Origin of the sequence: Pseudoalteromonas sp. MMG006 (assembly GCF_018101025.1) — a bacterium.
Lineage (GTDB): Bacteria > Pseudomonadota > Gammaproteobacteria > Enterobacterales > Alteromonadaceae > Pseudoalteromonas.
This window is the reverse complement of sequence record NZ_JAGJEJ010000003.1, coordinates 138725-150252: the sequence shown is the minus strand read 5'-3', so window position 1 is coordinate 150252 and position 11528 is coordinate 138725. Positions and strand designations below refer to the sequence as shown.

The 11528-nt window shown below is 37.5% G+C and carries 10 protein-coding genes; 7 read left to right on the top strand and 3 right to left on the bottom strand.

The window, feature by feature from the left end:
* The first annotated feature begins 223 nt into the window (after positions 1-223).
* The 3 genes from J8L73_RS04885 to J8L73_RS04875 all read left to right on the top strand — a co-directional run bounded on the left by J8L73_RS04885 (position 224) and on the right by J8L73_RS04875 (position 6362).
* A complete protein-coding gene (locus J8L73_RS04885; RefSeq protein WP_211015152.1) occupies positions 224-1621 on the top strand; it encodes a PhoH family protein in 1398 nt (465 codons plus the stop codon).
* A gap of 66 nt (positions 1622-1687) precedes the next feature.
* On the top strand, positions 1688-5479 hold the full coding sequence (locus J8L73_RS04880; protein WP_211015150.1) for an ATP-binding protein: 3792 nt from the start codon (positions 1688-1690) through the stop codon (positions 5477-5479).
* On the top strand, positions 5463-6362 hold the full coding sequence (locus J8L73_RS04875; protein WP_210998847.1) for a diguanylate cyclase: 900 nt from the start codon (positions 5463-5465) through the stop codon (positions 6360-6362). The genes J8L73_RS04880 and J8L73_RS04875 overlap by 17 nt, the downstream gene beginning before the upstream one ends.
* 85 nt (positions 6363-6447) lie before the next feature.
* Here J8L73_RS04875 and J8L73_RS04870 read toward each other — a convergent pair whose 3' ends face one another.
* Both J8L73_RS04870 and J8L73_RS04865 read right to left on the bottom strand, forming a co-directional pair.
* The gene (locus tag J8L73_RS04870; RefSeq protein ID WP_210998848.1) at positions 6448-6828 is read right to left on the bottom strand and encodes a DUF3192 domain-containing protein; all 381 of its coding nucleotides are present in this window, start codon (positions 6826-6828) and stop codon (positions 6448-6450) included.
* A 183-nt stretch (positions 6829-7011) separates the two neighbouring features.
* Positions 7012-7956, bottom strand: a complete 945-nt coding sequence (locus J8L73_RS04865) for a D-2-hydroxyacid dehydrogenase (protein ID WP_211015148.1) — start codon at positions 7954-7956, stop codon at positions 7012-7014.
* A gap of 604 nt (positions 7957-8560) precedes the next feature.
* Between J8L73_RS04865 and J8L73_RS04860 the strand changes: the two genes are divergently transcribed.
* The gene (locus tag J8L73_RS04860; protein WP_211015146.1) at positions 8561-9694 is read left to right on the top strand and encodes a 1-acyl-sn-glycerol-3-phosphate acyltransferase; all 1134 of its coding nucleotides are present in this window, start codon (positions 8561-8563) and stop codon (positions 9692-9694) included.
* A 133-nt stretch (positions 9695-9827) separates the two neighbouring features.
* The gene (locus J8L73_RS04855; protein ID WP_211015144.1) at positions 9828-10073 is read left to right on the top strand and encodes a DUF1289 domain-containing protein; all 246 of its coding nucleotides are present in this window, start codon (positions 9828-9830) and stop codon (positions 10071-10073) included.
* On the opposite strand, the gene J8L73_RS04850 is transcribed toward J8L73_RS04855, so the two are convergent.
* Entirely contained in the window at positions 10070-10768 is a 699-nt protein-coding gene (locus J8L73_RS04850; protein WP_211015142.1) for a transporter substrate-binding domain-containing protein, read from the bottom strand. The genes J8L73_RS04855 and J8L73_RS04850 overlap by 4 nt on opposite strands.
* A 119-nt stretch (positions 10769-10887) precedes the next feature.
* Between J8L73_RS04850 and J8L73_RS04845 the strand changes: the two genes are divergently transcribed.
* Both J8L73_RS04845 and J8L73_RS04840 read left to right on the top strand, forming a co-directional pair.
* Entirely contained in the window at positions 10888-11091 is a 204-nt protein-coding gene (locus J8L73_RS04845; RefSeq protein WP_002962585.1) for a DUF3283 family protein, read from the top strand.
* Positions 11092-11106: 15 nt separating this feature from the next.
* Complete coding sequence (locus tag J8L73_RS04840; RefSeq protein WP_211015141.1) at positions 11107-11508, top strand: GNAT family N-acetyltransferase; 402 nt, start codon at positions 11107-11109, stop codon at positions 11506-11508.
* Positions 11509-11528 lie beyond the last annotated feature (20 nt).

Genomic DNA, 11528 nt, shown 5'->3' with positions numbered 1-11528 from the left:
TTAATTTTGTAAGTGTTAATTATTACTATTAAAACCGCTCGCTTATGGCTCTTTTTTGGGTAAATAAAAACTATATCATGCTTGTAATAAAACGGACTTTTATGACAAATAGACTAAACTTACATTATGCCTTAGCAATTAAGTATTGTAGGTTTGAATTTAGGCCCGTTTTACTTAGTTATTTTGGTATAGCATAAAAATCATAAAACGTAAGGAAAGTGCTATGGAAAAAGCTTCGAACCTTGAAAGTAAAATGTATGTGCTAGATACCAACGTACTACTCCACGAACCCCTCGCTTATTTGTCATTTCAAGAGCATAACGTTGTCATCCCCATGACGGTACTTGAAGAACTCGACCACATTAAAGACAGAAAACACGACGTAAGCCGCGATGCACGTGTAGCTATTAGAGGCTTAGATGAGGTATTAAAGGACGCAACCCCAGAGCAAATGCTGCAAGGTGTGGCGCTGCCTAGCAATAAAAAGGCAAATGCCAATTCAACTGGCACGCTTATTATTGTAAATGATCACCTTTTTGCAGACTCCATTTCTGGTTTACCGGGGGATGAAAATGACCATCGCATTATTAATTGCGCTGTGTACTTACAAAAACAGCACAGCGATTCAAAAATTGTATTGGTAACAAAAGATATAAACATGCGCCTTAAAGCTAAAGGGGCTGGTCTAAAATATGTTGAGGATTACCGCACTGACCAACTGATTGACGATATTGCATTACTAACCAGTGGTTATAAAAAAATTGAAGGAAATTTTTGGCAGCATGTAGGTGAGTGTAATACCGAGCAACTCGGGCGGGATACGATTCATCATGTGCCTAAAAATTTAATACCGGATGTGTTTTGTAATGAATATTTACTTGATGGTGAGGATCAGTTTGCGGCGCGTGTTAAATCGTACGATGACGAGCACATAACGTTAAAAGATATTGGCGTTGAGCGTCTAATGCACCAACAAGCATGGGGCGTTAAGCCTAAAAATATTTACCAAGGTATGGCACTTGATGCGTTACTAGATTCAAGTATTGAGCTTGTTATTTTAACCGGACCCGCAGGGTGTGGCAAAACGTTGCTAGCGCTTGCAAGTGCACTTGAAATGGTCATTGAAAAAGGTATTTACGATAAGGTTATTGTGACGCGTAACACGCCAGAAATTGCAGAATCTATTGGCTTTTTACCTGGCACTGAAGAGGAGAAAATGGCGCCATGGTTAGCGGCTATCACCGATACGCTTGAGGTATTACATAAAGGTGATGAAAACCCGATTTCTAGCCGTAACTACATAATGGAAAAAGCCAATGTACAATTTAAGTCGGTAAACTTTATGCGCGGGCGCAGCATCCAAAATGCGGTGGTAATTTTAGATGAAAGCCAAAATTTAACCGCTTCTCAGCTTAAAACGATTATTACGCGCTGCGGAGAAGGTACAAAGCTGATTTGTAGTGGTAACTTAGCGCAAATAGACAGTAATTACCTAACCCCCGTAACATCCGGCCTGACGTATATTGTTGAGCGTTTTAAAGATTTTGAAGGCAGCGCAACGATTAATTTAAATGGCGTAGTACGAAGCCGTTTGGCCTCTTTTGCGGAAGAGAATTTATAGCTTGCGCTTAGCAAATTGGCTCGATAGTCTAACGATTGATTTTCGAGCCATATAACAGGCAATACGTTGAAGTTTTTACCACTGAAATATTATTATCGTTCTTTATTTATTGCGCTGTTAGTACCGTTAATTGTCGCTTTTCTATTATGCCTGCATTTATACAACATAAAGCTTGAACGGGCGGTCGAAAAACGTGAAGCTGACTTTGCTAATGTATCTGCTCAAGTTGACCATGGCATGAACTCGGTAAATGATTTGCTCAACTCTATGTTTAGCTTATATCAGCGGCCTACATCTACTGAAATAAATCAAACGTTGCTAGAGAATATTAATCAGTTCAGTGGTTATTATTATCGCCATTTTAAGGAGCAAGGCACTGAAATTATTGGTAATGGGGAATTTTCGCTATCTACCAAAGCTCTTTTAAAGTGGCGTCAGGTATTTTCACTTGGACCATCTTTTAATACAACGCTTGCCCTTATGCCGTCGTTATCGGCCGTAGCGTATGTAGATGAAAATGGTTTTGCTTATGTGAGTAGGCGTAATAAAAGCCAAAGCTTAATGCTTAGTGAAATATTAAATGGTAAATTTAAACCTCTGTTTTCTCGCAATAAACTCACTTCAGGCCCACTAGTTAAAATTAAAGATAAATCCTATTTTGCAGTTGGCCGTCAACGAGATATAGGTTCCAGTGATTATATTATTTTGATTTACGACGTTCAGGCTATCTCCGGTTGGTTAAGTAAAGTTTCACCGAGTAAAGGTGAATATGTATTTATGAATCAGTCGCATCAAATTATTGCTAGTTCAAAAAATCTAATTGAGAAAGCGGTGCAGCCTAAGTCTTATTGGCCTAACTTGGCAGAGCACTCACAAGCAACAACAGTATTGAGCAGCGACAGTAACTTTTTCATGCAACCTATGGGCGACTTGCCCATTCATGCTGCATATTACGAAGGAAAACCGCAATTTGTAAGCTCAATTAAATACGAAATATTGCTAGAATTTGTATTTTTAACGTTGTTTTTAAGCATGATGTTTGCTGTGTTTTTTTGGTTGAGCCAACGAATTTTTGTAAAACCCATGACGCATTTAATGCATTTTTTGGAAAGTAATAATACGCAGCACAACAAACTAAATTATAAAGTGCCATTAAGCTGGCAACCTTGGTTTTCTAAAGTAAAAAGTGTGTTGAGTAAAAATGAGCAATTAGTCGACTCGCTTCAAAACGCTAACAAAGCCCTTGATGAGCAAGTACAGCGTCAATCAGAAAAGCTTAACCGTAGTTACGAGGCAAAAGAGCGCCATTTAGCTCTATTAAATACTATGTTAAATAGCGTGCCTGATCTTATTTACTTTAAAAATATTGATGGCACATTTTTAGGTTGTAACAGGGCATTTGAAGCTTATATAGGCAAAGACCAAACTTCACTCGTTGGAATGCATGTAGATAATTTTGGTGAAAACGCTCAACAAATAAATACGCTAGAAAAACAAGTACTACAAAATAGAAATACGTTAGAGCAGCGAATAGACACGGATACAAAATCATACCAGTTAACAATTGCGCCTTTTTACAATGAGCATCAGCACTTATTAGGCACAATGGGAATTGGACGAGATATCACTGAGCAACAGCAAACGTTGCATGCACTAAAAGCCTCAGAATCTAAATTCAGAAGTGCTATTGAATTTGCCGCTAACTGCGTAGTGCTACTTTCGCTAGAGCATACGATAGTGCAAGTAAATAGAGCCACTAGAAAGCAATTTTCTGTTCAGCACACCTTAGTGGGTGAGCCATTAAAAACATTGTTTGATGAATCACAATGGCTGCAAATTAAAGAGGCTTTAGCGCAACTGCTTGATGATAAAAAAAAGGTGCATCACTTAACTCTTTCTCAAGGAAAATTAACTAACTGGCTGCAACTGAGTATGTCGCTTGTTTGGGATGAAAACCGAGACCCTGCTTATTACGTTATTCACATTCAGGATGTGAGCGCTTTAACTAAGGCAAAGCACGATGCAGAGCGTGCAACATTAGCTAAAAGCCGTTTTATTGCTAATTTAAGTCACGAAATTCGTACTCCCTTAAATGCAGTATTAGGCCTGCTCGATATGCTTATTGAACAAGGTTTAACACAAAAGCAATTACAACATACAGACCAAGCTAAAAATGCAGCGCAAAGTTTATTATTAATGCTAAACAGAATGCTTGATTTTGCACGTATAGAAAGCGCTCAAACAGATTTGAAATTATCGCCTTTTAGTATAATTGAGCTTGTTGATATCTGTGAAAGCCTGACAGCACCACTCTGTGAAGGTAAAGGCATAGAGTTTATTATTGATATTGATCCGCTAATAGCGCCCGATTTAATTTGCGACAGTATTCGTCTGCAGCAAATATTAGGTAATTTACTTACAAATGCTGTTAAGTTCACTGAAACAGGCTCTATTACACTAAAAATGGAGCTTGTTGAAGGCGATAGCTTAGAGCAGCAACATATTTGTTTTAAAGTCATTGATACAGGTATGGGAATAGATGAGGCCGATCAGAGGCGCTTATTTGATGCGTTTACGCAAGGCGATGAGTCATCTACACGGATACACCAAGGTGTGGGTCTTGGTTTAGCGATTGTTAAACATGCAGTGTCGTTAATGGGTGGTGAGGTAGCGCTTAAAAGCAAAAAAGGTTATGGCTGTGAATTTTATTTCAGCATTAGCTTATTGGTTGATACGAGTCAAAATAAAATGCTACCAAGTAATGCGCTCGCTATTTTATCAGAGCAAAGTAAAGAGCTTGAGTACGTTGCTAACGCGTATAGTGAATTGGCTAATATTAGTTTAGATGAGGTATTAAAATACCCAATTAAGCTATCTAACACTAAACAAATAATAGTGGATGCAAATGATTTACCGGCGTTATTAAAAGTTAAAGTGATTAATAACGCACTATCAGCGAAAGAAGTATCAGTGATCATAGTGAATCATCAGCACACGCTTAATCTTCCCAACAGTGAGTATTTAGCTGCTAAGCATGTAAAAGCCTCTGCACTTGGGCAAAGGTTATTTAGCTTAAGCTCCTTAGCTGAGCCTAAAGCAGATTTAAATACTGTTTTACACAATGTTCCAGAATTAAAAGCCGATATATCAGGTCTACTTGTATTAGCAATTGATGATAACCAATTAAATTTAGAGGTTATTAGTTGTGTACTTCGCCAAGCAAATATAAACGTAGTCACCGCTTTGAGCGCATCAATTGGCATGGAGTTATTACAAGTATTAAAACCGGATCTCATATTAATGGATGTGCAGATGCCACACATAGATGGCTGCCAAGCAACGACGTTGATTCGCCAACAGTTTGACGTAAAGCAGTTACCTATTTTTGCGTTAACCGCGCATTGTGAACCCGCTGATATTGAGCGTTCTTTGCAATGCGGCATGAATAAACATTTAACTAAGCCTGTAGTTGCTAAAGTGCTTATTGATGCAATAGCTGATTTAAACTTAGCAAAACCGAGCTTTTTTGAACGTTCTTTTGCACTTGCTCAATTCAGTTCTGATGAAACATTACTTAATACTATGATCGGTAAGTTTGCTACCTTGTGCGAAGCTCAATTAGCGCAAATAGCAGAAACCACCAGTAAAGATGATTTGGTACGCTTAGTGCATAGCATTAAAGGTGTAGCTGGTAATTTAGGTTTTAGGCGATTATCGCATTGCGCGTTAGTATGCGAGCGAAACCTTAAAACAACTAACAAGCCAGTTGAAGCAACACTTAAAGAGCTTATTATGCAATTAGAGCAAGTAATTGTTTTTATAAATGGTTTAGGGGAGACGGATGTCGAAAAGAGCTAAAGTGTTGATAGTGGATGATGATCCGCTAAACAGATTGGTACTTGAAAAAACACTTAACGACGAGCACGACGTATTCTTAGTTGATAGTGGTGAAAAAGCGCTGACATTTATAAAAACCACACAAGTTGATTTAATTATCCTAGATATAATTATGCCTGGTATTGATGGCTATGAAGTTTTAGTGCAGCTTAAAGAAAACCCTATAACTCAATCTGTGCCTATTATATTTATATCAGCAAACCGTAGCCATGACGATGAGGCTAAAGGCCTTGAGCTAGGTGCAATGGATTATATAACTAAGCCATTTAGTCCATCCATTGTAAGAGTTAGGGTTCGCAACCAGCTACTTATCAAGCAAAAGAATGACTTGCTTGAAATGTTGGCCTCTATTGATGGGTTAACTGAAATTCCTAACAGACGTTATCTAGATGAAAATTTATCTCGTGAGTGGCGCAGAAGCAAACGCAGTGGAACGCCATTGTCGGTATTACTTATGGATATTGACCACTTTAAACGTTACAACGACTGCTATGGGCACCGTGCTGGCGATGAGTGTTTGAAAAAAATTGCGCAAGTTCTTGCAGCTCAATGCGAGCGAGGAAGTGATTTTATAGCGCGTTATGGTGGTGAAGAATTTGCTGCAGTGCTACCAGGAATTGGTAAAGCTGAAGCAATTGAATTTGCTAATAAATTGCGCAACGCAGTAAATAGTTTAGATATAGAGCATAAAGCTTCATTAAACGCAGATCACATAACAATTAGTATTGGTATAGCAACAACCGAAAGCGGAAAAGTATATGCCGAACAGACACTACTCGAAGAGGCTGATTTAGGCTTGTATGCGGCCAAAGATGAAGGTAGAGATAGAATAATAGCGCGTTAAAAATAATATTTTTAAATGCAAAACGCCAATATTTATATTGGCGTTTTTAGTTTCTAATTACTTTTGAGGTTAGACTTTTTGCTGTTTAGTGCGCAATCATACCTAAAGCTGTGTCACCAATACCTACCAACTTATCGTTTTTAAATACAAGTGGCGTACATTCATCTTTCGTTGTTTTAGAGTCTGAATGTTTACTATGAGTCGCATAAAAAAGCACTTGGTATACATCGCCATCTTTTTTTAATAGTTCTGTGAAATTAGGCGTTTTTAATTGCGTTAAAACGGATTGATAGCTGCTATCCATTTTTAGATCCGATATAGCTTCACGATTATTTTTATGTTGTGCTTGCCAGCTTGAAGCGTTTTTCCCTGACCAATGAGTCTCTGCTTCACCATCAGATACGGCAATAACACAGCCTGTTAAAAATGGTGCAATAAGGGCTGCTGCTAATAGAGATTTATTCATTGTTGTATTCCTTAAATGAGTTTTTGGTATTTTTATTATATAAGGCAAGTAGTAGGCCAAATTTAAAAGTCATTTAAATTCAGTTATTTAGGTTTTTTGTGGCTGTGTTTCACTAATCATTTGCAAACATAATTAGTAAAAACAGCCATATTTTAGCTTTTTTAACTATTTTTTGTATTGTGTTTATACTAAGCGATTACGCGATTCGCCGTTATTGAACGCAGTAATATTTAGGCTGACCTCATTGATTAGTCGTACTATTGATTCAGTACTTGCCCAGGCAATGTGTGGTGTAAGTAACAAGTTATTGCCAGTGTAATTAGCAAGCGGATTAGTTAGCTCCGCAGGCTCTTTTGTTAGAACATCTACACCCGCGCCAGCGATTAAGTTTTGCTCAAGTGCTGTGGTTAAATCTGCTTCGTTAATAATTCCACCGCGCGCGGTGTTAATAATAATTGCGCTTGGCTTCATTAGTTTTAGCTCATCAAGCGCTATTAAATCGCGTGTTTCGTCAGTAAGCGGGCAATGAACACTAATTATATCTGCTGTTTTTAGTACTTCTTCAAATGGGGTACGGCCATCTCTACATTTTACGCCTTTGCGCTCAGCAATAATTACTTTTGCTCCAAAAGCTTCTGCCACTTTTGCTACGCCTTTACCCAGTGTTCCACCACCTATAATGGCAAACGTTTTATCTTGAAGGTCATTAAAACCGTAATCAAGGCGACAAAACATTTCACTTTTTTGCCAAGCGCCTTGTTGGCAATCGGCTTGATAGCGGTGTGTATTTCCTAGCAAGTTAGTCACTAACGAAAATGTATGTTGAACAACAGAAGGTGTAGAGTAACCAGCGACATTAGTCACTGCAATACCAAACTCTTTTGCCGCGTTTAAATCAACATTATTTGTGCCTGTGGCACTTACGCATATAAGCTTAAGTTGTTTTAGTTGGCTGATTGTTTCGCGATTTAGTACGGCTTTATTGGTAATAAGTACATCTGCACCTTGGCAATGCTCAATAACTTGCTCAGGACTGGTCAGTTCATATGTTTTTAAATTGCCGAGTGCTTCAATACAGGCTAAAGACGTTTTAGCTAATGTGGCGTTATCTAAAATAGTAATGTTCATTATGAGCCTTTAATTAGTGGATCTTAAATAGTTTCAATCGTGAAGTGTTAGCGATTTATAGAAACTGAAAATGTGAAGTTAAGGTACTATGAAAGGAAGCCTTTGAAAATGGCATTACTACCAAATAACTAGAGGCAGTTTAGATTTTTTGATTAAAAATGACGGTATTTTGGGCTTACATTAGGACAAAAAATACTTATATTGCCAATATGAGTGAATTGTTGAGTGTGAGCCGTTTGCACAAGTTTTGTTTAGTGTATATTTATTACTGCGCTGTAATTAGCGCGTTATTAGTTTAGGCGCATTTTATTATTAAAAAGTCAAAAAAGGTTATATGTTGAGTATAGTGGTCTGCCCACTAGCGCATTGATAACATGGTATTTTGGCCAACTAAACAGAAATTTTGCACTTATGCGTCAGCGCAGGGTCATAAGAGACGCTACTTAGCTAAATTAGGTTAAGAGATTTATTATTTAAACTCAGAATGGATAAGATCATAATCGCTTTTTGGTTATTTCGTATTTTAGATCGCCTGAGTTATAATCGAACTTAGACATAAACGGTGCGCCTTGGCGTGCCGTTTTTTAACATTATAGATGTAGTAATGAGTGAATTAGAAGATAAATACGCAGATATACGCCCATACAATGACAGCGAGGTTACCGCCTCACTAACACGTTTAATTAACGATAATGCGTTTATTGATGTAATAGCAAAATATAATTTACCGGGTTTTTTATCGGCAATGCCTTTTATTGCGCGCCCACTGGTAAAAAGCCAGCTACGTAAAAAATGGGGCAAAGTTAGCACCATTGAAGACGTACAAAATGAAGTGGCGCAATATTTAGATAAACTAGTAAAGCGTACGACTTCAAAGGTCACTTTTTCCGGATTAGATCAATTAGATCCAAACCAAGCTTATTTATTTATTTCAAATCACCGCGACATTGTACTCGACCCTGCGTTAGTTAATTGGGGTTTATACCAGCATAAAATGAAAACAGTACGCATTGCTATTGGTGATAATTTATTGCAAATACCTTACATCACTGAACTAATGCGCTTAAACAAAAGCTTTATAGTAAAACGCTCAGCAAAAGCGCCAAAAGAAATGCTTAAAGCACTAACGCAGCTTTCATCTTATATTTACGACTCTTTATCTGGCGGTAATTCTATTTGGATTGCGCAAAAAGAAGGGCGTGCAAAAGATGGCTTTGATCAGACAGATCCGGCACTTTTAAAAATGCTGCAGTTAAATGGCCGTAAGCAAAAGAAAGAGTTTGGCGAGTACATTAAAGAACTTAAAATTGTTCCAGTGTCTATTTCGTATCAGTATGAGCCGTGTGCTATTGCCAAAGCCAAAGAGCTTTATCATAAGCAGCAGCATGGCGAATACGTAAAATCAGCGGGAGAAGACATAGCAAGTATTGTTGAAGGCTTTAGCGCAGCTAAAGGGCATGTGCATTTAGCATTTGGTCAGCCAATAGAAGAGCAGTGCGATAGTGCAGAGGAGCTTGCTAAAACAATTGATAAGCAAATAGTTGATTCATTTTACCTGCATCCGGGAAATTATATTGCTGGTGGCTGCAAAAAAGCGGTTATTGATTTGCCAGATACTGCTAAATTTGAGGAGCGCTTGGCATTGGTTCCACAAGAGCTGAAACCGTTAGTACTAGCTATGTACGCTAAGCCGTTTCATCGTAAGGCAGAAATAAATACTAATAGCTGCGAGCATTAAGGGTCGTTATTTTGGTAATGTTTTAAGCTAACGTCAGATCAAATAGATAAAAGCAGCAACGATAAGGCTGCTTTTTTTTTGTGCAAAAATAACGCTATACTGATACGGTTAATCATATTACTAGGGGAGAGCAATGCAACAAATTGAAATATTTGATATTCCAAGCCCTTGCAAAAGCATTTGCCTAGTAAATAACAGAGGATATTGTAAGGGGTGTTATCGTAGTCGTGACGAGCGCTTTATGTGGAACTCACTCAATAATACACAAAAAAAGAAGGTGCTTAGTTTATGCCAGCAGCGCTATAAACGATATTTACAGAAACAGCAGCAAGCGGCAGCTCAAAGCACGGCAGTAGAACAAAAAGGGTTCGATTTTTAAAAGTGTAAACCGTATTTGGCTTTTAGTGCGTATACAGTGCCGTTATTAGTTAAATTGGTTAACGATTTCTCAAGTTTACCTATCAGGTTTTTGTTATTTTTATTTAAGTAATGGTAAAGCGGATAAGAGGCTAATACTTCTTTTTGAAAGCAGCTTTTTGACTCAAACGCGGCGCTATTAGTCGCTGCAAAGTCGACCATTAAAGCACCTTGAACTTTTTGTTGAGCGAGTAAATTTAATTGAGTACTTATACTTTTAACTTTAATAACAGAGCCGGAGAATTTAGTGTTTGTTAAATAACGTTCTTGTACTGGGTAAGCGTCAACAATAGCAATGCTATTGAGTTGTTCTAACTTATTGGGCAAGCATGTTTTATAAAGTATTAAGTCGAATTTAAATAGCTCGTAATTAACTCTAACTAAATTTTTATAGTTTTGTTCAACGCTTATATCCCTTCCTAATTGGCCATCTAATACGCCATTATTTGCAGCTAGTAATGCATTTTTTCGGCTAAAATCGATAATATGAATTTTAAAGCCAATATCGGCGTACGCTAACTTTAATAACTCTAATGCATAATCAGCTTGTGGAGAGCTTTGTGGGCGATTAAAAGTCAATCTATACTGGTGGCTAAAACAAGACGCACTGAAAAATAAATTTATCAATAATAACAAGGTACTAAAACGACTGTTCATTATCAGTTCCAATAACTACAGAGATAAATAAAATAAGACGCGTATAATAGCAAGCCGACTACCGCTTGCCCAGTTTAGTGGGAGAGCTTATCAATTTCATATGTGAATAAGGAAGTATTGTGAGTTTTAATTTATGCCTGTTACCACGAGAAGAGAAATACCAAATTCAGCTTGATTACGAAGCGTCTTTTTGGGCGTATCAAATTAAGCGAAATAAAAAAACACGTGAGCAAGTATACAACACTATTCATAGCCGCCCGATGGCTGAACAAATGGTGCTCAAGCAAAAATTTGAGCAATATTTAGCATTAATGCTTAGTTAGCGCTTAGGTTAAGTGATGTATAGCGTTGGTGTGCTCGATGAGCTAAAAACCCCACTCGTTAATAAATTTTACAAACAATACAATGTAAGAGGGCGCGCAAACAAACAAGATAAGCTCTGGGTTACTTACTATAATAATGAAATAGTCGCAGCATGTAGGCTACAAAATAAAGTAGATTTTTTGTTTTTATCTACTGTTTTTGTCGCTCCAAAGCATCGTGGTAGAGGCGTGGCTAAGCAGTTAATATCGGCTCTTATAAAACAGCAAAATAAAGTAATTTACACCTTTGCTTATAAAAATCTTAGCGATTTATATTGTGCTATTGGATTTAACCAAGTGTTAACATATACTCTTGCTTTACAAGTACTTTTTGATACTTACAAGCATAGAAATATTATCGCCCTAGAGTACCCATAGTAATAAAATAATAATATGGA

Coding starts and splice junctions, on each gene's coding strand:
- J8L73_RS04875 (WP_210998847.1), top strand. CDS start 5,463: ATGTCGAAAAGAGCTAAAGTGTTGATAGTGGATGATGATCCGCTAAAC.
- J8L73_RS04865 (WP_211015148.1), bottom strand. CDS start 7,956: ATGAACATTACTATTTTAGATAACGCCACATTAGCTAAAACGTCTTTA.
- J8L73_RS04860 (WP_211015146.1), top strand. CDS start 8,561: ATGAGTGAATTAGAAGATAAATACGCAGATATACGCCCATACAATGAC.
- J8L73_RS04885 (WP_211015152.1), top strand. CDS start 224: ATGGAAAAAGCTTCGAACCTTGAAAGTAAAATGTATGTGCTAGATACC.
- J8L73_RS04870 (WP_210998848.1), bottom strand. CDS start 6,828: ATGAATAAATCTCTATTAGCAGCAGCCCTTATTGCACCATTTTTAACA.
- J8L73_RS04855 (WP_211015144.1), top strand. CDS start 9,828: ATGCAACAAATTGAAATATTTGATATTCCAAGCCCTTGCAAAAGCATT.
- J8L73_RS04850 (WP_211015142.1), bottom strand. CDS start 10,768: ATGAACAGTCGTTTTAGTACCTTGTTATTATTGATAAATTTATTTTTC.
- J8L73_RS04840 (WP_211015141.1), top strand. CDS start 11,107: ATGTATAGCGTTGGTGTGCTCGATGAGCTAAAAACCCCACTCGTTAAT.